Genomic DNA, 19,389 nt, shown 5'->3' on the forward strand with positions numbered 1-19,389 from the left:
GCTTATGCACCAGCCACACCCGCACCAGCTCGACGACGAGAAAACCGGAGCAACCATGAAGAATCCCCTGAAAGTCTTATCGACCCTGACCGCCATTGCATCACTGGCCCTGGGTCTCAGTGCCTGCGCCAGCGGCAGCCCGCAGGCCACCAGCGACACCATCACTTACTGGGCGTCCGACCAGGGCAACAGCCTGGACGACACCGCAGCCAAGCTCAAGCCCTCTCTTGACCGGTTTACCGAGAAGACCGGAGTCAAGGTCAATCTTGAGGTCATCAGCTGGACGGACCTTTACAACCGCATCCTGACCGCCGTCACCAGTGGCGACGGCCCTGATGTCCTGAACATCGGCAACACCTGGGCAGTGACGCTGCAGGAAACCGGAGCCTTCGAACCGGTTGAAGGGAAACTGCTGGAGGCAGTGGGCGGCAAAGACCGCTTCCTGAAGACCAGCTGGTCCACCGGCGGCGCAGAAGGCAAGACCCCGACGTCGGTGCCCCTATACGGGCTGGCGTACAACATGTACTACAACACGAAGCTGTTCAAGGAAGCCGGAATCGAGAAGGCACCCGTGACCTGGGACGAATTCGTGGCCGACGCCAAGAAGCTCACGAAAGACACCAACGGCGACGGGAAGCCCGACCAGTGGGGGTTCACGGCCGCGGGTGCTTCAGTTTCGGCGAATTCGCACCAGGCTTTCATCAGGGGATTGCAGAACGGCGGAAGTCTCTTCGACAAGGACGGCAAGCCGACCTTTGACAGTGATCCACAAGTGGAAGGCGTGAAGCAGTTCATCGATCTGATGGCAACAGACAAAGTGATGTCGCCGTCGGACGCCGAAATCAGCCAGGGGAGCCAGAAGGTCGACAATGTCATCAATGGCAAGGCTGCGATGATGTTCGACCAGAGCCCGCTTAAGAACTTTGACGCCCGGGGTTTCAAGGACTGGGGGGTTGCCCCCATGCCGATGATGCAGGCCGGGGCGACCGGCGCCACCGGCACTCAGAGCCACGTTGCGGGAATCAATCTAAGCGTCTTCAAGAACAGCAAGAACAAGGACAACGCCATCAAGCTGGCCGGGTTCCTGACCAGCGACGCCGAGCAAGTTGCCCTGAACAAGGCATACTCCTCCCTGCCCGTCGTCACAGGCGCATCGTCCGACACCGCCTTCCAGACCGCCGAAGTCAAGGCCAAGAATGATGCCCTGGCCAACCACGCGATGCCCATGCCGCTCATCGCCAAGGAGGGGCAGATGGAAACGCTGACAGGCACCGCCATCAAGAACCTCTTTGCCAAGGCTGCAACCGGATCCGTGTCCGACGCAGACATAGAGGCAGCCCTCAAGGACGCCAACAACCAGATGGCTGCGGCCCAGTAATTAAGTCTGGAGGGTGCGGGGCGCTGTCACTCAGGGCCCCGCACCCCGGCAAAGGAGTTCACATGTCCCACTCAGCCTTGGACAGCGGCACCGCCGCTAAGGGCAGTAAGCCTGCCATTGATCCCGCACCCGGCCGGCCGCGAGGCGCCATAGGGCAGCCACCACGGAAGCCCCGCCGCTCGTTCCTACCGTATGGCCTGATCCTCCCGGCCGCCATCCTCGAAATCCTGATCCACATCGGCCCGATGCTGTTGGGCATCTGGATCGCGTTCATCTCCCTGACGCAGCTCAACCTCACCAACTGGCTCAATGCCCCCTTTGTGGGCCTCCAGAACTTCGTCAATGGACTCAACCCGGAAAGCACCATCGGGCAGGCTTTCTTCAGCACGGTGGGCCGCACGCTCGGCTACACCGTCCTGGTAGTCGGCTTCTCCTGGATCCTGGGCATGGCGGGAGCCGTGTTCCTGTCCTCCAACTTTAAGGGCCGGGCCATCCTGCGCACGTTCTTCCTGGTCCCCTATGCCCTTCCGGCTTACGTCGGCACCATCGCGTGGGCCTTCATGTTCAACCAGCGTGACGGTGCCGTGAACCAGATCCTGGTCGATACGTTCCACTTGTTCGGAGACGAACGGCCGTTCTGGCTCCTGGGCCAAAACTCCTTCGGAGCCATGATTGTGGTGAACATCTGGCAGCTCTGGCCGTTCGCATTCCTGATGCTGATGGCGGCCCTGCAGAATGTCCCCCACGAGGTCTACGAAGCGGCGGCGATCGACGGCGCCACGCTCTGGCAGCAGTTCCGCACCATCACGCTGCCCATGGTGCGTCCGGCCAACGGCGTGCTGTTAATGGTGATGTCCCTCTGGACCTTCAACCAGTTCAACGTCCCGTTCGTTTTATTCGGTGCATCGTCTCCCAAGGAAGCAACCCTCGTGTCACCGCTCATCTATCAGAACTCGTTCGGCAGCTGGAACTTCGGCCTGGGCGGAGCCATGAGCGTCCTGCTGCTGATCGCCTTGTTCATCGCCTCCGTCTTCTACATCCGCATGGTGCTGCCCAAGGGGGCCGACAATGATTGAGACCCGCAACTTCCGCATTCTGAGGAACGTGGTCCTGACCGTCCTGTGCCTCTGGGTCGCCATCCCCCTCTACGTGGTGGTTTCCACGTCGCTCAAGCCCCTCAAGGACGTCGCGGGACTGTTTCAGTGGATCCCGCGCGAAATCACAGCATCCCCGTACCTGGACATCTGGACCACCGTCCCGCTGGCCAAGTATTTCCAGAACAGCCTGATCATCACCGTCTGCGCTACCCTCTGCTCGGTGACGGTAGCAGTCCTTGCCGCATACGCCATCGCGCGGCTGCAGTTCAAAGGCAAGCGGGCGTTCAGCCTGACAGTCCTGTCGACCCAGATGTTCCCCGGCATTCTGTTCCTGCTCCCGCTGTACCTGATTTTCACCCAGATCCGGAACCTCACCGGACTTCAGCTGCAGGGCTCCTACCTCGGGCTGATCATCACGTACATGACGTTTACCCTGCCGTTCGCCATCTGGATGCTGAGCGGCTACTTTGCCTCCATCCCCAAGGAGCTCGAAGAAGCCTCCATGATCGACGGCACCGGCCGGATGGGCGCGCTCATCCGGGTGATTCTTCCCGTCGCCAAACCAGGCATCATCGCTGTGGCGGTGTATTCCTTCATCTCCGCCTGGGGAGAAGTCCTGTTTGCGTCGGTCCTGACAAACGAAGCCACCAAGACGCTCTCGCTCGGGCTCAAGGCCTATGCCAGCGAATCCGACGTGTTCTGGAACCAGCTCATGGCCGCCTCCGTGGTAGTCAGCCTGCCGGTGCTCATCGGGTTCATCTTGGTCCAGAAGCATCTGGTAGCGGGCCTCTCAGCCGGCGCCGTGAAGTAGCCAACGTAGCTGCTGCAAGCACCACCCACAGAACATCCCAATTGAGGAGCACCACTATGACGACGGCGAACACGCCATCACCGGCGCCAGCCGCCACAACCCGCCGCAAGTCACCTTTGGGGGTGGCAATGATCGGCTACGCCTTCATGGGCAAGGCCCATTCGAATGCGTGGCGGAACGTCGCCAGTTATTTCGACGTTCCGGCGTTCGAGCGGAAAGTCCTGGTGGGCAGGGATGCCGCCGCGGTCTCGGAGGCCGCCGAAAAGTATGGTTGGGCTGAAACAGCCAACGATTGGCGCACGGTGATTGAACGCGACGACATCCACGTCGTGGACATCTGCGCCCCGGGCTGGATGCATGCAGAGATAGCCATCGCTGCACTGAAAGCGGGCAAGCATGTCCTGCTGGAGAAGCCGCTCGCGAACACCCTGGCCGAGGCCGAAGCCATGACCGCTGCCGCCCAGGCAGCCCGGGCACGGGGCGTGCAGTCCCTGGTGGGCTTCAACTACCGACGCGTCCCCGCCCTTGCCCTCGCGAAGGAACTCATCGCCGAAGGCCGGCTCGGAACAGTCCGTCATATCCGCGCCGCCTACCTGCAGGACTGGCTAGCCGACGAAACAAGCCCCATGACGTGGCGGCTGAAAAAGGAAACCGCGGGCTCCGGCGCGCTTGGAGATATCGCCTCCCACGCCATCGACCAGGTGCTGTTCCTGCTCGGGGACCAGGTCACAGAGGTCTCCGGGCGGACGCACACATTCGTGAACCGGAGGCCCGGCGCCGAGGGCCTTGAGGACGTGACTGTCGACGACGCCGCCTGGGCAACGCTGTCCCTCGCCTCCGGGGCCATCGCCTCAGTGGAAGTCTCCCGGGTGGCGACAGGACAGAAAAACTCGCTAAAGCTTGAAATCTACGGCGATAAGGGCTCCATTCTCTTCGACCTGGAAACCCTGAACGAACTCGGATTCCTGGACGCCACCGCCCCCATCCGGGAGCAGGGCTTCCGCCGGATCCTGGTCAACGAGCCCGAGCACCCGTATCTTGAAGCATGGTGGCCCCAGGGCCACATCATCGGCTGGGAGCACACGTTCACCCACGAGATCCGTGACTTCCTGCTGGCCATTGACGGAGGAACTGCGCCGTCGCCGTCGTTCGAGGACGGGCTGGCCGTCCAGCGGGTCCTGAACGCGATCGAAGAATCTGCAGCCGCGAAAAGCTCAATCATCCAACTGGCAGGCCCGCCGGCCCGCACCGCCCCCTTCGAAGGAGCCTGACATGTCCCGCCCGTTTACCCTGTTCACCGGCCAGTGGGCCGACCTCCCCTTCGAGGAAGTCGCCAGGCTGGCGTCCGGCTGGGGCTATGACGGCCTGGAAATCGCCGTCTCCGGAGACCACCTGGACGCCTGGCGCTGGGAGGAACCCGGCTACGTCGAATCCAAACTCGCCGTACTGGAGAAATACAACCTCAAGGTCTGGGCCATCTCCAACCACCTCAAGGGCCAGGCCGTGTGCGATGACCCCATCGACTTCCGCCACGAAGCCATCGTCGGATCCAAAGTCTGGGGCGACGGAGACCCCGAAGGCGTCCGGACCCGTGCCGCAGAGGAAATGCAGCACACCGCCCGCCTCGCCAAAGCCCTGGGCGTGGACACCGTCGTCGGGTTCACCGGCTCCTCCATCTGGCAGTACGTCGCGATGTTCCCGCCCGTCCCGGAAAAAGTCATCGACGCCGGCTACCAGGACTTCGCGGACCGCTGGAACCCGATCCTGGACGTTTTCGACGAATGCGGCGTCCGCTTCGCCCACGAAGTCCACCCCTCCGAAATCGCCTACGACTACTGGACCACCGTCCGCACCCTCGAAGCCATCGGCCACCGCGAAGCGTTCGGGCTGAACTGGGACCCCTCCCACTTCATGTGGCAGGGCATCGACCCCGTCTCCTTCATCTGGGACTTCAAGGACCGGATCTACCACGTGGACTGCAAGGACACCAAGCTCCGGTTCACCGGCCGGAACACCGTGATGGGCTCCCACCTGCCCTGGGGCGATCCCCGGCGCGGCTGGGACTTCGTCTCCGCCGGGCGCGGTGACGTCCCCTGGGAATCATCCTTCCGCGCCCTCACCGCCATCGGCTACACCGGACCCATCTCCGTTGAATGGGAAGACGCCGACATGGACCGCCTCCACGGCGCCCCCGAAGCCCTCGCCGCCCTCAAAAAGTACGACTACCCGGCCTCGCAAACCTCCTTCGACGCCGCCTTCAGCACCAAGGACTAGCAGCGGGCTTGGCCTGATAGGCCTGATAGGCCTATCAGGCCTGAAGCGGTAGCACCAGCAAGTAGCCGGTCGGCAGATCGCTGCTCCAGCGCCGCGGCTCGCGCACCACGAATTGGGTTGCCAACTGCTCGGGGGCGAGCAGGCTGTTAGGCGCCGGCGACGGACCCCACTCCGCGCTGCCGTATGGGTGGAGCGGATCCTGAACGCGGATGCCGGTGACCGAGAATTCCGGGAACCGGGCAGGATCGCCAAGCGACTCAAACCCGCTCATGACCCAGGCGTGGCGGCCCCGCCACATAACCAGCCCGACAGGCCTGCCGGTCTCCGCCATGGCGCGCGCTGCTGTCCGCAGCGCGTCCTCGTAAACGGGGATACTGACCACGCCGTATGGCCCCATCCCGACCTCGGTCAGGACCTGGGCCCAACCGAACGGGTTGGCACCGTTGAACGAGTTGGACGACCGCGCCCGGGCCATCTCCCACAGGCCGCCCTGCTGGGCGCGGTCCGCCCAGGTGCCGCCGCCCGTGCCGTCGAGGAGGTTGTGCGCGATCTGGATGCTCGCCCCGACACACCAGTCGAAGGTGTATTGCGGCACGAAGTCGCCCTCCTGGTAGAGGTTGAGGGCGAACGGTTGGGGCACCGGCGCCGGAACCGGTGTCGGGGGCGGCGCAGTCTGCTCGGGGGCAGTCCGGTCAGGGACGGGAGCGACGCCGTCGGCGGTTGCCGCTGCAGACGTGGCGGGAATCGGCCGATTGGTCGCGTCGTCGAGGCCGATCGAGGGCGCGCAGGCGCCAAGGAAGGTCGCCAGGACGACGAGCCATGCCAGGAGACGGGCAGGGGCACCAGTCATGATCCAGTTTATCGCGCCGGCCGGTGGTCCTTCCTCATGGCCTCCGGGTGGAGATCGCGCTCGATTCTGGGGGCCTGGTCACGGCTCCCGGTACACGATTCTGCTGCAAGGACGGGCTGGCCGTCACCCTTTTGGCCGGATTCTTTTCCAGGAGCGCGGAATACAAATCCAGATGGTTTTTCACCATCCTTTCCGTACTGAAGTACTTAAGCGCCCGCGACCTGCACAGGCCCCTGTCCAGAGCTCCGACGGAGCCCAGCAGCGCCGCCAGTTCCTCGGTAGGGGCAAGGTAGCCGGTCCTTCCGTGGTCCACGATCTCTCGGGAGGATCCGATGGGGGTCCCCACCACCGGCGTACCGGTAGCCATGGATTCGATCATGACCAGGCCGAAAGGCTCCGCCCACTGGATCGGATTGAGGAAGGCCATAGCTTCACCCATCAGCCGGTATTTGTCGTCGTCGCCCAGTTCGCCAAGGAACTCCTCGTTGGATCCCAGAAGAGGTTCAATGACCTCGTTGAAATAGGTAATTTCCTCGGGTTCGCGCATTTTGGCGGCCAGCCGCAGCGGAATTCCCGCTGCCCGTGCGATCTGGATGGCCTCGTACACGCCCTTGTCAGGACACATCCTCCCGACGAAGCAGACGTAGCCGCCCTGTCCGGACCCGAACGGGACGGCGGAGACATCCATCCCATGATGGATGACCCGGGTGACAGGAACATCAGGCACCCGCGAGGCCTGGTCCCGGGATATTCCTATGATGGCTGTATCCCCTGCCATCGCACGGTACACATCAGCCGCTGCCGGTGTGAGCGGCCCATGGATGGTCGTGACAACCGGGACACCCGGGGGTCTGCGGGCGCAAAGGGGCCCTGCCAGTGTGTGGTCATGGATGATGTCCACCTCAGTCAGGCCCTCATACGCCCTGATGACGTGGCTGAGTTCAGAGAGCGAAAATCCTAGTTCCGCCGGCTCTGAGGGTCTCATACCCGGGACCATGGGCGCCGGACAGGTGCTGTCAGACGCTACGGCCAGTAACACTTCGTGCCCCGCGGCAATGAAGCCCCGTGCAAGCGAATCCACAACCCTTTCTATGCCCCCGTACGTGACGGGGGGAATAGGGATCCAGGGCGCGGCAATAAGTCCTATCCGCATTCAAACCTCCAGGAGAGTGGCAGATCAGTCTCCCCCCGAGGCCAAGCGCCTAAATGTTGTTGCGGAGGCATCTGCTTAACCTCTGGTTCCGACTATGGTCCGAAAATGCTCCCGAGACAAGGCCCGATGTGACCAATGCAACAGGTGCGCATGGAATGGCTGAAGGGGTTCCGGAGTTGACGCAACCATGAAGATTGAGATCTGGTCAGACGTCGCGTGCCCGTGGTGCTACATCGGCAAACGACGCTTTGAGGCTGCCCTGGCTGAGTTCCCGCACCGTGACTCAGTGGAGGTGAAGTGGCGCAGCTACCAACTCGATCCCGGCCTTCCGGACCACTATGACGGCACTGAACTGGACTACCTGAGCACGCGCAAGGGCCTGTCCCGGGAGCAGGTCTCCGGGATGTTCGAGCATGTGTCGGCCCAGGCCAAGGGCGAAGGGCTGGATTACCACTTCGACACCATCGTGGTTGCGAACAGCTTCAAAGCCCACCGCCTGATCCACCTGGCGGCAGCCTACGGAAAACAGGACGCCGCCAAGGAACGCTTGCTCAGCGACCACTTCGAGCACGGCAAGGACATCGGGAGCCGGGAATATCTCACTGCACTGGGCCGGGACCTGGGCATCGGTGCCGCGGAAGTGGCCGAGTTGTTTACCACGGAGAAGTACTCCGATGATGTCCGGGCCGATTTCGAGGAAGCGCGTGCATTGGGTATCAGCGGCGTGCCGTTCTTCGTGATCGACCGTAAGTTCGGTCTGTCCGGTGCCCAGCCCGCCGAGACGTTCACCGCTGCACTCAACCAGGCGTGGCAGGAGACGCATCCGCTGGTCCTGGTCGACACCTCCGACGGCGACTCCTGCGGCCCCAATGGCTGCGCCGTCTAGGCTATGCGGTGGTTTACTGACACATCGGGGTAAAGTGTCTGCATGCCCAAGATTACGGCGGCCAGCAACGGGGCCCAACGCGCGGAGACGCAGCGCAGGATCCTGACTGCATTCGGCGAGCTCCTGTTCACCCATGGCCTCCCCGGACTGACCATGACGGACGTCGCGCGTCATGCTGGTGTGGGCCGTACGGCCGTCTACAACTACTACGCGGACATTGAAGAACTCCTCATTGCCTATGCCCTGGTCGAGACCGAACGGTTCCTCGCAGAGCTGCGGGAAGCCCTGGACCGGCTGGACAATCCGGTGGAGCGGCTGGCGTTGTACGTGCGCGCCCAGGTGGAGGACCTGAGCCGGCGCCACCTGCCACCTGGACCGGCCATGGCAGCGGTGATGTCGCCGTCCTCCTTTGCCAGGCTGGCCGACCATGTGAGCGAGCTAAGTGTCATGCTTCAGGGCATCCTGCGCGACGGCATGGAGCAGGGATACTTTCCTGAAGCCGACATCGCCCAGCAGGCCCAACTGATCCACGGCACCCTGTCCTCCAGCGCGGCGCGCGGCAGCGACGAACCCCTCGAACTTGAGGCCCGGATCGCCCGCACAGTGCGTTTTATCCAGCTGGGCGCCGGAGCAAGATTCGACGACGACGGCCGTCCCGTACGAGTCGGGCAGTCCCCTGCGGTGGCGGGCTGAGCCCGTCCCCGCTCACGTGTTTCAGGGCGTGGCGCCTGCTGTCGGTATGACAGGCCACTTGTCGGGGTCGGCGACCCGCTTGCTTTCGCGGGGACAGCTGAGCTGGCCGGGGGTCTGGTCCACGCGGTCGGCCGGGGCAAGCTCCTTGTAGTCCGCGGAGAGGATCACGTCCACGCTGGCGTCTGTACGCCCGTCCTGGAAATAGTCCGACCCCGGCAGGTTGCGCTGGACACTGAAGGCAGCGGATTGTCCCGCCGCCCCTGACACCACTGCCGCCACCCCGCGGTACGCGTCCTGTGTGTTGGCAACCGTACCTACCACGAACTTGCGGGCCGCGAACTCGTCCGCCACGGTGCGCGCCAGACCTGCCCGGCTGGTGGCGTTATAGACATTCAGGTTGATCTTGTCATTCGGTGTGTAGTCGAAAGTTGCTGTGGGACAGACGGCCGCAGGTTGCTTGCTGGCCTCCGGCGTCGGGATCTTGAGTTGCCCGCTGATGATGGCGAGCGCGGTGATGATCGCCGCGACGATGATGCCTACCAGGAGGACCAGCACCACTCCGTGCACCACCCGGCGTCGCAGCCGGGCGGAGTCGTCCGGGTCGGGCTCGGTTTCGAAGGTGGCCCGCAGTTCGGGCCCGGTGACAACGCGGTGGCCGTGGAGGACGCTGACGTCCTTGGCCTTCCTAGCCATCGATGACCAGGACGCGCGCGTGGATGGCGGTGCGCTGGTGGAGCGCGGTACGCACTGCCCGGTGCAGGCCGTCCTCCAGGTAAAGGACGCCCTGGTACTGCACCACATGCGGGAAGAGGTCGCCGAAGAAGGTGGAATCCTCAGCCAGGAGTGCTTCGAGGTCCAGTGTGCGCTTGGTTGTCACGAGCTCGTCCAGCCGGACCGGGCGCGGCGGGAGCGCGGCCCACTCCTTGGGCGTGCTGTAACCATGGTCGGGGTAAGGGCGTCCCTCGCCCACAGCTTTGAATATCACCCTGCCACCCTAGGCAGCTTGGCAGCGCAAAAGAAGTATCCTGCCCGGGGCATTCCAAGGTTGTAGCCAAACAGTGACCATGTGTCATATCCCCGGGCACTTCCGCAGGCTGCTGCAGGGACAGCCGTGGCCGGCTGACACAATGGAGCCATGACTGCACCCGAGTTCCCTGCCGGTTCCACACCCGGTGTCCGCCTGCCGTCCGCTCCGTCCCTTGCATTACTGCTCGACGTCGACGGTCCCGTCGCCAGCCCGGTCACGCGTGACGTGAAATCGGAAATCATTGCAGACCTGGTGGCCCTCGCCACCGCCGGCATTCCCGTCGTCTTCAACACCGGCCGCTCCGATCATTTCATCCGGAAACAGGTGATGGAACCAATGATCGCCGCCGGGATGCCCGCCGGGACAGTCATCCACGCGATCTGCGAGAAGGGCGCGGTCTGGTTCAGCTACACCGCCGCCGGGCCCGGACCCATCCATGTGGACCGGGAACTGGCGGTACCCAAAGCCTACGGGGATGACGTCCGCAGGATGGTGGCCGAGGACTACGCCTCACACATGTTCTTCGACGAGACCAAGCGCGCCATGGTGTCGGTGGAGCAGCACATTGAGGTGGCAGCCGAGGAATACCTCGCTGAACAGAAGCTCTTCGATTCCGACGCCATGGACCTGATGGCCCGCCACGGGCTGGGCGTCGTACGCTTGGATCACCACGCGCCGAACTCCGACGACGAGGTGGACTACAGGGTGGATCCGACCATCATCTCCACGGACATAGAATCGGTGCGGCTGGGCAAGGACCTCGGAGCCAGCCGGGCGGTGGAATTGCTGGCCGCGCAGGGCATCACTCCACAGGCGTGGCGGACCGTTGGGGACTCGCGTACGGACTATGCCATGGCAGACTGGCTTCACCACAACGATCACCAGGTAAAGCACGTGGATGTCCGCCCGGCGGATGGAGTCCCCGTGAAGCCTTACGCCGTACTGACGGCCACGGATCTGGGTCTGGAAGCGGACGTGATCCACGACGACGCCGGCGGCGCCTTCCTGCGCAGCTGGCGCGAAGAACTGGCTGGCTGAGCACAGCCGGCCCGGACGGGACCCGACCGATGCCTGCCGTTTTCGGGGCAGGGCTATTATGCAGAGAGGAAATCATGCCATTTAGCAGCACGGAGACAACCATTACAGAAGCACCGGTTCAGGAAGAGATCTACTACGGCGGACAGGCATCCGTCGAAGCGCGCACACACGCAGAGGTGACCTCGCCCGCCGCTGAGGCGCGCCTCAAGCACCGCCCCGACGTCGTCCGACATAAGGGCAGGTACGCCCTTATCAACCACAACAGGACGCCGTACCAGGCAATGGTGGAGGACCTGCTGTTCTTACGCAACGTCCTGGCCGGCGCCGGCCTGGACTACCTTCTGGTCCGCGGCAACAGCGACCGTCCGGTCATAGCCCTGGACTGGAAGGACCGGAAGACGCTGCGGGCCGCACTGGTGGAAGCCTGCCGCAACGAACCGGTCTACTCGATGACCGTGGATGCCAAGAAGAAATCCTCGGTCCTGGTTGCGGATGGCGAGCTCTCCCCTAACCGACAGGCTCGAATCTTCCGCCTGTACCGGCCCCGGGTCGAGCCCGACGGCGGCTTCGAATTCGGATCCTCCGCCGGTGTCCAGCTGGAATTGTGGAGCTTTGAAGGCGAACAGCTGATCCTTCCCATCGAGAATTCACTGACCCGGCGGACCATGCTCAGCCAGGACGCCGTGCGTGGAACGGTGGAACGGTACGGTCACACCTGGCCCACCATTGAGAACATGTTCGCTGACCATGCCAGCGACATCAGCTTCGATATCGATCTGGTGTTTTCCTGGGTGGACGGCAGCTCGCCTGAGTACATCGCGGCCCGCCGGTCACAGATGGAAGGCGTGGTGCTGGGCGAGGGCGATGACCACGAGGCTCGGTTCCGCCAGATCAACGAGCTGAAATACGCCCTCCGTTCCGTCTATATGTTTGCACCGTGGGTCCGCAGGATCTTCATTGCGACCGACTCTCCCGCGCCGGCCTGGCTGGCGGAGCACCCCTCCGTGACCATCATCCGCAGTGAGGAATTCTTCTCGGACCCGTCGGTGCTGCCGACGCACAATTCCCAGGCCGTGGAATGCCAGTTGCATAACATCGAGGGGCTCTCGGAGCACTTCCTGTACTCCAATGACGATATGTTCTTCGGCCGGCCGGTAAGCCCGGACCTGTTCTTCACCCCGGGCGGCATCACCAAGTTCATTGAGGCCGAGACCCGGATCGGCCTCGGAGACAATGCAGCGGAGCGCAGCGGCTTCGAGAACGCCGCACGGGTCAACCGCAAGCTGCTGTGGAACCGCTTCGGCCGGATCACCACCCGCCACCTCGAACACACCGCCGCACCGCTCCGTCGCAGCGTCGTGGCCCAAATGGAGCGCGAGTTCCCGGAGGAATTCAGGAAAACGGCGGCGAGCCGGTTCCGCGCCGCAGACAACATCTCGGTCACGAACTCGTTCTACCACTACTACGCGCTGCTCACCGGCCTGGCCGTCACCCAGACCGCGGCCAAGGTGCGCTACGTGGACACCACGATGCGTGCCGGGCTGAACTATCTGCCCAAGCTGCTATCCAAGCGGAACATGGACTTCTTCTGCCTGAATGACGGCAGCTTTCCGGAAGTTCCCGCGGACGAACGGGCGCAGCTCGTGACCGACTTCCTGGAGAAGTACTTCCCGATCAAAGCTCCGTGGGAAATCTGACCCAGGAAATCTGACCCAGGAAACCCCACGTCTGGAAACCGACGTCGGGAAACCTTCCACAGGGAAGGCGCGGGCGCTCTTAGCTGCCGGAGCGCAACTGAACCCTGGCGCCGCCCACGGGCTTTGCCTTCTCGGGGATGCGGACACCGGCTGCCGCCAGGCGCTCGGCAGTCTCTTCCGGGTGTGACGTACTCCCCCACTGTCGGGGTGCTGCCCAAGGGAACCACCGAATGGACGATGGTGTGTTCGTAGACGTGCACGAGGTTGAAGGCCTGGCCGCCGTCACGTCCGCGGGTGCCGCCGACGGGCACGTTAAGGTCCTGTGTGTAGCACGACGCCGAGGCGACGGAGACGGGGATGCCCGCGAAGGACGCCGTGGTGGAGTAGTGCAGGTGGCCGGCCAGGATGGTCCGGACGTCTGAATTGCGGACGACGGCTGCGAGGCTGGCCTGGTCGCGCAGTTCCACGAGCACGGACAGGTCCAGGACCGACGGGACCGGCGGGTGGTGCAGGGCCAGGATGGTTCCGTCAGGCGCGGGGGTGGCCAGTTCGCGGGCCAGCCAGTCCAGCTGCCCCTCACTCAGTTCTCCGTGGTGGAATCCCGGGACCGAGGTGTCCATGGTGATGACCCTCAGGCCGTTGATGAAGTAGCTGTGGTCCACCGGCGCGTCGCTCCCGGGCTGGTCCAGCAGCAGGGTGCGGAAGTTTGCGCGGTTGTCATGGTTGCCCATCGCCCAGATGACCTTGGCGCCAAGGTCCTCACAGGCGGGCTCCACGATGGCGCGCAGTTTGGTGTAAGCCTCCGGATCGCCTTTGTCTGCGAGGTCTCCGGTGAAGATCACGGCCTCGGGCTTGGCCCCGGAAGCGCGCACTTCCTCAAAGAGCTGGATGAGCTTGGCTTCGCTGTCGATGGCGCCGTACAAAGGGTCCGGACCTCCCATCAAGTGGGGATCGCTCAGGTGGAGTAGGAAGTGGCGTGGCCGGGGGTGTTCGGCCTCGATGTGCTCCATTGCTGCCTTTGTGGTCGGTGGGAAACGGCGTTTCCCTTCTACCTCTCAGTACACTTAATCCAATCAGACAATTGGCAAACTTAGGGTGAATTGCAGCGGCCAAGTTGAAAAAAGATTAAGAATTACGCTGACTGACGTTGGTGCGGTCCCCTTCGACCTCTAGGCGGCGAGTGCCTTCTCCACGGCGTCGATGACCTCTGCTGAGTCCGGCTCGACGGTTGGCGCGAACCGTGCCACTACTTCGCCGTCGCGGTTGACCAGAAACTTCTCGAAGTTCCACTTGACCAGGCCTGGCAGAACGCCGGTCTTGAACTTGGTCAGCTCCGCGTAGAGCGGGTGCTGGTCCTTGCCGCGAACATTGGCCTTCTGCGTGAGCGGGAACGTGACACCGAAGTTCCGCTGGCAGAATTCGACGATCTCGCTGTCACTGCCGGGCTCCTGGCCCGCGAACTGATTACAGGGGACGCCCAGGATCTCAAAGCCATGGCCCTGGAATTTTTCATAGAGCGTCTCCAGCCCGGTGTACTGCGGCGTGAATCCGCAGTTCGAGGCAACGTTGACGACCATCACCACCTTCCCCTGAAAGCGGCCGAAGTCGGTCTGGGTGCCGTCGTTAAGGGTCAGTGGGATGGAGTAGAGGGAGGTCACGGGCGCTGTCCTTGATGTTGGTCGTGCATGATGTGCTTCCAACAATCAAACCTAAGCACCCTAGCTGGGAGTTTCCTGTCAAGGTCCTGAGGTAGCAGTACCGGCTACCGTGGCCGTACCTGCTGCCGTGTCTGTGGTGGAGGGCGCCGCAGGTGGAGCCAGGGCCGGCACGGTGGGAACCGGCTCTACAGGAACGGGCTCCACGGGAGCGGGAGCGACAGGTACCGGCTCCACAGGAACGGGCTCCGCGGGAGCGGGAGCGACAGGTACCGGATCAGCAGGAGCGGGCGCGACAGGAACGGGCTCCACAGGAGCGGGCGGCATAGGAGCGGGCGCCACAGGAACCGGCGCGACAGGAACGGGCTCCACAGGAGCGGGCGCCACAGGCACCGGCTCCACGGGAACGATCGTCGTCTGGGTCGGAGCAGGAGCGGCAGTCTCCGTGGCCGTCGGGGGCGGCGGTTCGGCGGGCAACGTGGCAGTGCCCGGTGCCGTGGGAATCGTCGTCGTCCCGCTCGGATCGGGAGCGGCGGGTTCCGTCGCCGGCGGGGCCGGCGGTTCAGCGGGCAACGTGGCAGTGCCCGTCGCCGTCGGATCCTCAGGAGAGGCGAAGGGGGAGGCTGAGGACGTCTCCGTCGGCGTCGGGCTTGACCACGACGGCGTGCCAGGATCCGCGTCCTGCTGTGCTGCCGGCACGATGGTCTGGTCCGGCACGGGCGGTTGGAGGAATTCGTGTTCGCCGCCCAGAACTGTGTGGCTGTGATCGGGGGCAACCGGAATTGCCCAGTGGGGCGCCTGGGATGGATCCGTGGTGATGGCCGCGTAGCTGACCATAGCGATATCGGAGAGCTCATCCACTTGACTTATGGGGAGGAACGTCCAGTTGGTCGGATCGGTGTGCTTTCCGCGGAGGATGGTCTCGAAGTGCAGGTGGCAGCCCGTGGACCACCCTGTAGTGCCGACGCGTGCAATCACCTGTCCCACTTGCACCGAATCGCCGGTGTGCACTGCGATGGCTTCCAGGTGGTTGTAGGTGGTGATGAGTCCGTTCCCGTGGTCAATTTCCACTCTGTTGCCGCCGCCCCAGGGGTGCCAGCCGGCTGCCCGCACAAGGCCGCTGTCCGCGGCGTACACCCTGGTTCCGCAGGCCGCTGCGAAATCCTGTCCCAGATGGAAGTCCCCGGCAGACCCGCTAAGCGGGCTTACGCGCAGGCCGAAGGGCGAACTCGGATGAAGGACTTCAAGTGGCGCCATGAGGGATCCCTCCGGGGGCCGCTTAAGAGCCGCGGAGGCGAGGTTGAGCTGGTGCCGCCCGTCTTTCGCAACGGTCCGGATCAGTGTCCGGTTGAACGGGACCAGCGCCCGCGCGTCGGTCTGAATGCTGCCGGGGAGGCCATTTGCGGCATCGGCCCCAACTGCAGCAGCCGTCATGCCTCCGGGATCCGGCGCCCCCGTGGCCCCCGCCCCGGAACCCAGGGTGCTGGAGCCAACACTTCCAGACGCCGCTCCGCCCGGGTGCTTGGCCGCCCAAGGGAATCCAGCGGTGAAAAGACATGCGGCGGCGACAAACACTGTGACTGCCAGTATCCGCACGACGGCAGCACAGGCTCCCGCAAACTCCCTATCCCGGCCGGATCCCCAATGATTGCCCACTCGTTTGACTCCCGGATCGACCCGTCGGACCCCAATCCGGACGAGCATACCCTCCCATGGGAACACAACGGGCCGGGCCCTGTGAACCCCGGTCCGGCTTAATTGGGGACATTTTGTGGATATGAGTGAGGGGCCGCTGACGGCCGCTTAAGCTCGGGGTGGGCTCAGCCCAGGCTTCTCCGGATTAGCCCAGGCTTTCCTTAAGGAGCGAGCGGTGCACTGCCGCAGCGCTCGCATGGAGCGCGCGTCCGGCGTCGGTCAGCTCCAGGTACAAGGAGCGGCGGTCATCGGGACAGGAGCTGCGGCTCAGCAAGCCTGCCTTCTGCAGCCGGTCCACCACTTTGGACATCGCACTTTGCGTCATCGGGGTGCGCTCCCCCAGCTGCTTCATCCGGCAGGCGGATTCCACACTGTCGGCGACGAGGTCCAGGATTTCGAACTCGTTCAACCCGATGTCGAACCGCGCCTCAAGCTCGCGGTCAATCGCGCCCGCGGTCCGGAAATAGGCGCTCTGGATGTTTCGCCACTCCTCGACGAGCTGACGGTCCCTAGGTGTTGCCATACCGTGATTCTAGTTGCTCATGGAGATAAAATCCACGTCATAATATTCCTTGTCATTCAATGACGCGTCATATAGATTGTTCGCTATGACCTCACTCTCCACTCTCCAAAAGACCTCACCCGGCGCGTCCGCGCCTGCAGTGTGGACTCGTGCGCAATGGATGTTGCTGCTGGTCCTCTGCACCGTTCTTGCCCTCGATGGCCTCGACGTATCCATGGTGGGCGTGGCACTTCCGTCGATCGGGCAGGAGCTGAATCTTGGCACGGAATCGTTGCAATGGATCGTGTCCGCCTATGTGCTGGGTTACGGCAGCCTGCTGCTCCTTGGCGGCCGGATGGCCGACTTGCTGGGCCGCCGTCGGATCTTCCTGATCGCGCTCAGCGTCTTCGCTGCCGCCTCCTTGCTGGGCGGACTCGTGGATGACCCCACGGTCCTGATCGCAACCCGTTTCGTCAAGGGCCTGGCCGCAGCCTTCACGGCGCCCACGGGGTTCTCAATCATCACCACCAACTTCGCCGAGGGCCGCGAGCGAAACCGCGCTCTGTCAATCTTCTCCACCTTCGGTGCCAGCGGGTTTTCGCTGGGGCTGGTGGTTGGCGGCCTCATGACCAGCATGAGCTGGCGCTGGACCTTCCTCGTTTCCGTGCCGTTCGCCGTCGCCGTGGTCCTCCTCGGCCTGAAGTACATCCCGCGCGACAACCCGGCGGACCAGGAACAGGACAGCGGCCACGATGTGTGGGGCGCTGTAACGCTTGCCGCAGGAATGCTGGGACTCGTCTACACACTTGTTTCCGCTCCGGAAAAGGGCTGGGGCTCCGTGGCAACCATCGCAGGTTTCGCAGTTTCGGCCGCAATCCTGACAGCCTTCGCCGTGATCGAAAACCGAGTGAAGCACCCGCTGATCAGGTTCAGCATCCTGAGGGAGGGGTGGGTGGCCCGCGCCAACCTGAGCGCCGTCGGTCTCTTCGGCTCCTATCTCAGTTTCCAGTTCATCCTCACCCTGTACCTGCAGTCCGTCCTCGGCTGGAATCCGCTGAGCATGGCGCTGGCGCTTCTTCCCGCAGGCCTCCTGGTGGTGGCCACCGCGCCCTTCGCCGACCGGTTCATTGACAGGTTCGGAGCGCCCAGGCTCATCGTGACAGGACTGGCCTCGCTGGCGCTGGGATATGCCCTGTTCCTCCGGGTGGGAACAACCCCCGTGTACGCTTCCGACATCCTGCCTTCGGTCATCCTGCTCGGCATCGGATTCGCCCTGGCGTTCCCTTCCATCAACGTCCAGGCGACAGCGGGCATCCGCAACTCGGAGCAGGGCCTGGCGGCCGGGCTGATCCAGACCAGCACCCAGGTGGGCGCCGCTCTTGTACTTGCGGTGACCACAGCACTGATCTCGGGCCAGGGGCATCCGGCAGCCCAAACCCACGACGCAGCAGCAATGCTGGCGCAATACCGTCCCGGACTCATTCTCAGCGGCGCCGTTGCCATCGCCGCCCTCCTCATCGCCGCGGCTCCGTCCCGCCGACGGAAGAAGGCCGCCGCCGTCGCCTGACCGCCTCACTGAACGCGGCACGGGCTACAGCCGGTCAACGCCCGCAGCCTGTCCGCCCGCAAGCCTGCAAGCGAGGGCAGGGAGTGGGTAAGAATAGGAATATGCGCAATCTCCTCAGGGAATGGCAGGGTGAACTGAAGCGTGCGTTCACCGGCAGCCCCGAAGCCCTGCCTGACTGGGTTCCGCTGCTGGCCGAAGGGGACGACGCCGGATACCACCTCCCGGGTTCGGCGGTCTGGGCGGTACACGGATCCATGCCCACCATCGTTGCCGGTATCCGCACGCTGCTGATGCAGGCCCTCCACCCGGGTGCCCTCGCCGGAGTACATGAGCATTCCAATTTCCGGGAGGACCCGCTGGGCAGGCTGGCGCGAACCATCCGCTGGATTTTCACCGTCACTTATGGCTCCAAGGCAGCGGCCGAGGAAGCTTCCGCAAGGCTGCGGCGCCTGCATGAGCCTGTCCAGGGAAACTACAGCGACGGGCACGGAACGGTGCGGGGCTACTCCGCCAACGATCCCGAGCTGGCCCGCTGGGTCCACATCGCCTTTCTCGACGCCTTCCTTTCGGCCCACAAGATCTGGGGCGGACCCATTCCAGGAGGGCCGGATGCTTATGTCAGGGAATGGGCACAGGCGGGGCGGCTGATGGGGGTGGAGGATCCGCCGCTCACCGAAGCCGACATGCGCCAGGAGCTGGACAGCTGGTATGCCAGCGGTGATCTCCTCGTGGACGCGCGCGTCGCGGAGACCGTTGAGTTCATCCGAAACCCGCCGCTGCACCCGCTCCTTCGCCCTGGCTACCGGATAATGTTTGCCGGCGCCGTGTACAGCCTCGAGCCCAAGTACCGCGCGATGCTGGGACTCACCACGCCGCGGCTGGGCCCCGTGCCGCTTCCGGTGAAGCTGGCCACCCAAGTCACGCTCGCCGTCGTCCGCCTTGCCCTCGGCAGTGAGGGCCCCAGCGAGCAGGCTGCCCGGAGGCGGCTCCGGAGGCTTGGATATCTGCAGGAGACTTAGCCCGCCCGGAGTGAGAATAGCTATTGTTTTGTTAATGCAAAAACCCG

General features: G+C 63.9%; 18 protein-coding genes and 1 pseudogene. 11 read left to right on the plus strand and 8 right to left on the minus strand.

Annotated elements, in window-relative coordinates; genetic code table 11:
- Positions 1-4: 4 nt before the first annotated feature.
- The 5 genes from QFZ40_RS17090 (at position 5) to QFZ40_RS17110 (ending at position 5,560) form a co-directional block, all read left to right on the plus strand.
- Positions 5-1,378, plus strand: coding sequence for an ABC transporter substrate-binding protein (locus QFZ40_RS17090; RefSeq protein ID WP_306905839.1), 1,374 nt, complete (start codon positions 5-7; stop codon positions 1,376-1,378).
- A gap of 62 nt (positions 1,379-1,440) precedes the next feature.
- On the plus strand, positions 1,441-2,454 hold the full coding sequence (locus tag QFZ40_RS17095) for a carbohydrate ABC transporter permease (protein ID WP_306905840.1): 1,014 nt from the start codon (positions 1,441-1,443) through the stop codon (positions 2,452-2,454).
- Positions 2,447-3,286: a carbohydrate ABC transporter permease gene (locus tag QFZ40_RS17100; RefSeq protein WP_306905841.1), complete on the plus strand. Its 840-nt coding sequence runs from the start codon at positions 2,447-2,449 to the stop codon at positions 3,284-3,286. Before QFZ40_RS17095 ends, QFZ40_RS17100 begins: the two co-directional genes overlap by 8 nt.
- Positions 3,287-3,342: 56 nt before the next feature.
- Positions 3,343-4,557 carry a Gfo/Idh/MocA family protein gene (locus QFZ40_RS17105; protein WP_306905842.1) on the plus strand — a complete coding sequence of 405 codons (1,215 nt, stop codon included), beginning with the start codon at positions 3,343-3,345 and terminating at the stop codon, positions 4,555-4,557.
- A gap of 1 nt (position 4,558) precedes the next feature.
- Entirely contained in the window at positions 4,559-5,560 is a 1,002-nt protein-coding gene (locus QFZ40_RS17110) for a sugar phosphate isomerase/epimerase family protein (RefSeq protein WP_306905843.1), read from the plus strand.
- Between the two features lie 34 nt (positions 5,561-5,594).
- On the opposite strand, the gene QFZ40_RS17115 is transcribed toward QFZ40_RS17110, so the two are convergent.
- The gene (locus tag QFZ40_RS17115; protein WP_306905844.1) at positions 5,595-6,410 is read right to left on the minus strand and encodes a hypothetical protein; all 816 of its coding nucleotides are present in this window, start codon (positions 6,408-6,410) and stop codon (positions 5,595-5,597) included.
- Positions 6,411-6,444: 34 nt separating this feature from the next.
- Positions 6,445-7,563, minus strand: a complete 1,119-nt coding sequence (locus QFZ40_RS17120; RefSeq protein WP_306905845.1) for a glycosyltransferase family 4 protein — start codon at positions 7,561-7,563, stop codon at positions 6,445-6,447.
- A 187-nt stretch (positions 7,564-7,750) separates the two neighbouring features.
- On the opposite strand from QFZ40_RS17120, the gene QFZ40_RS17125 reads away from it, so the two are divergent.
- Both QFZ40_RS17125 and QFZ40_RS17130 read left to right on the plus strand, forming a co-directional pair.
- Positions 7,751-8,449 (plus strand): DsbA family oxidoreductase, encoded by a 699-nt coding sequence (locus QFZ40_RS17125; RefSeq protein WP_306905847.1) that lies wholly within the window; start codon positions 7,751-7,753, stop codon positions 8,447-8,449.
- Positions 8,450-8,491: 42 nt separating this feature from the next.
- Positions 8,492-9,142 (plus strand): TetR/AcrR family transcriptional regulator, encoded by a 651-nt coding sequence (locus QFZ40_RS17130; RefSeq protein ID WP_306905848.1) that lies wholly within the window; start codon positions 8,492-8,494, stop codon positions 9,140-9,142.
- Positions 9,143-9,163: 21 nt separating this feature from the next.
- Here the strand turns inward: QFZ40_RS17130 and QFZ40_RS17135 are convergent, their stop codons facing one another.
- Both QFZ40_RS17135 and QFZ40_RS17140 read right to left on the minus strand, forming a co-directional pair.
- Positions 9,164-9,835, minus strand: a complete 672-nt coding sequence (locus tag QFZ40_RS17135) for a LytR C-terminal domain-containing protein (protein WP_306905850.1) — start codon at positions 9,833-9,835, stop codon at positions 9,164-9,166.
- A complete protein-coding gene (locus QFZ40_RS17140; RefSeq protein ID WP_306905851.1) occupies positions 9,828-10,127 on the minus strand; it encodes a type II toxin-antitoxin system VapB family antitoxin in 300 nt (99 codons plus the stop codon). Before QFZ40_RS17140 ends, QFZ40_RS17135 begins: the two co-directional genes overlap by 8 nt.
- A 150-nt stretch (positions 10,128-10,277) precedes the next feature.
- On the opposite strand from QFZ40_RS17140, the gene QFZ40_RS17145 reads away from it, so the two are divergent.
- Positions 10,278-11,207 (plus strand): hypothetical protein, encoded by a 930-nt coding sequence (locus tag QFZ40_RS17145; protein ID WP_306905852.1) that lies wholly within the window; start codon positions 10,278-10,280, stop codon positions 11,205-11,207.
- A 74-nt stretch (positions 11,208-11,281) separates the two neighbouring features.
- Positions 11,282-12,904, plus strand: coding sequence for a stealth family protein (locus QFZ40_RS17150; RefSeq protein WP_306905853.1), 1,623 nt, complete (start codon positions 11,282-11,284; stop codon positions 12,902-12,904).
- Positions 12,905-12,983: 79 nt separating this feature from the next.
- On the opposite strand, the pseudogene QFZ40_RS17155 reads toward QFZ40_RS17150, so the two are convergent.
- From QFZ40_RS17155 to QFZ40_RS17170, 4 genes and pseudogenes are all read right to left on the minus strand, one after another.
- Positions 12,984-13,914, minus strand: a pseudogene (locus QFZ40_RS17155) (phosphodiesterase).
- A gap of 159 nt (positions 13,915-14,073) precedes the next feature.
- On the minus strand, positions 14,074-14,562 hold the full coding sequence (locus QFZ40_RS17160; RefSeq protein WP_306905854.1) for a glutathione peroxidase: 489 nt from the start codon (positions 14,560-14,562) through the stop codon (positions 14,074-14,076).
- 78 nt (positions 14,563-14,640) lie between these two features.
- The gene (locus tag QFZ40_RS17165) at positions 14,641-15,993 is read right to left on the minus strand and encodes a M23 family metallopeptidase (RefSeq protein ID WP_306905856.1); all 1,353 of its coding nucleotides are present in this window, start codon (positions 15,991-15,993) and stop codon (positions 14,641-14,643) included.
- 406 nt (positions 15,994-16,399) lie between these two features.
- Positions 16,400-16,777, minus strand: a complete 378-nt coding sequence (locus QFZ40_RS17170) for a MarR family winged helix-turn-helix transcriptional regulator (protein ID WP_306905857.1) — start codon at positions 16,775-16,777, stop codon at positions 16,400-16,402.
- An 85-nt stretch (positions 16,778-16,862) separates the two neighbouring features.
- Here QFZ40_RS17170 and QFZ40_RS17175 point away from each other — a divergent pair, with 85 nt between their 5' ends.
- Together QFZ40_RS17175 and QFZ40_RS17180 are read left to right on the plus strand one after the other, a co-directional pair.
- Positions 16,863-18,323 (plus strand): MFS transporter, encoded by a 1,461-nt coding sequence (locus QFZ40_RS17175; RefSeq protein WP_306905858.1) that lies wholly within the window; start codon positions 16,863-16,865, stop codon positions 18,321-18,323.
- Between the two features lie 101 nt (positions 18,324-18,424).
- Entirely contained in the window at positions 18,425-19,342 is a 918-nt protein-coding gene (locus tag QFZ40_RS17180) for an oxygenase MpaB family protein (protein ID WP_306905859.1), read from the plus strand.
- The last annotated feature ends 47 nt before the right edge of the window (positions 19,343-19,389 follow it).

This window comes from Arthrobacter pascens (assembly GCF_030816475.1).
GTDB lineage: Bacteria > Actinomycetota > Actinomycetes > Actinomycetales > Micrococcaceae > Arthrobacter > Arthrobacter pascens_B.

Excerpts from the sequence above, each read along its gene's own strand:
- QFZ40_RS17090 (WP_306905839.1), top strand. The coding sequence starts at position 5 with ATGCACCAGCCACACCCGCACCAGCTCGACGACGAGAAAACCGGAGCA.
- QFZ40_RS17095 (WP_306905840.1), top strand. The coding sequence starts at position 1,441 with ATGTCCCACTCAGCCTTGGACAGCGGCACCGCCGCTAAGGGCAGTAAG.
- QFZ40_RS17100 (WP_306905841.1), top strand. The coding sequence starts at position 2,447 with ATGATTGAGACCCGCAACTTCCGCATTCTGAGGAACGTGGTCCTGACC.
- QFZ40_RS17105 (WP_306905842.1), top strand. The coding sequence starts at position 3,343 with ATGACGACGGCGAACACGCCATCACCGGCGCCAGCCGCCACAACCCGC.
- QFZ40_RS17110 (WP_306905843.1), top strand. The coding sequence starts at position 4,559 with ATGTCCCGCCCGTTTACCCTGTTCACCGGCCAGTGGGCCGACCTCCCC.
- QFZ40_RS17115 (WP_306905844.1), bottom strand. The coding sequence starts at position 6,410 with ATGACTGGTGCCCCTGCCCGTCTCCTGGCATGGCTCGTCGTCCTGGCG.
- QFZ40_RS17120 (WP_306905845.1), bottom strand. The coding sequence starts at position 7,563 with ATGCGGATAGGACTTATTGCCGCGCCCTGGATCCCTATTCCCCCCGTC.
- QFZ40_RS17125 (WP_306905847.1), top strand. The coding sequence starts at position 7,751 with ATGAAGATTGAGATCTGGTCAGACGTCGCGTGCCCGTGGTGCTACATC.
- QFZ40_RS17130 (WP_306905848.1), top strand. The coding sequence starts at position 8,492 with ATGCCCAAGATTACGGCGGCCAGCAACGGGGCCCAACGCGCGGAGACG.
- QFZ40_RS17135 (WP_306905850.1), bottom strand. The coding sequence starts at position 9,835 with ATGGCTAGGAAGGCCAAGGACGTCAGCGTCCTCCACGGCCACCGCGTT.
- QFZ40_RS17145 (WP_306905852.1), top strand. The coding sequence starts at position 10,278 with ATGACTGCACCCGAGTTCCCTGCCGGTTCCACACCCGGTGTCCGCCTG.
- QFZ40_RS17150 (WP_306905853.1), top strand. The coding sequence starts at position 11,282 with ATGCCATTTAGCAGCACGGAGACAACCATTACAGAAGCACCGGTTCAG.
- QFZ40_RS17165 (WP_306905856.1), bottom strand. The coding sequence starts at position 15,993 with ATGACGGCTGCTGCAGTTGGGGCCGATGCCGCAAATGGCCTCCCCGGC.
- QFZ40_RS17170 (WP_306905857.1), bottom strand. The coding sequence starts at position 16,777 with ATGGCAACACCTAGGGACCGTCAGCTCGTCGAGGAGTGGCGAAACATC.
- QFZ40_RS17175 (WP_306905858.1), top strand. The coding sequence starts at position 16,863 with ATGACCTCACTCTCCACTCTCCAAAAGACCTCACCCGGCGCGTCCGCG.
- QFZ40_RS17180 (WP_306905859.1), top strand. The coding sequence starts at position 18,425 with ATGCGCAATCTCCTCAGGGAATGGCAGGGTGAACTGAAGCGTGCGTTC.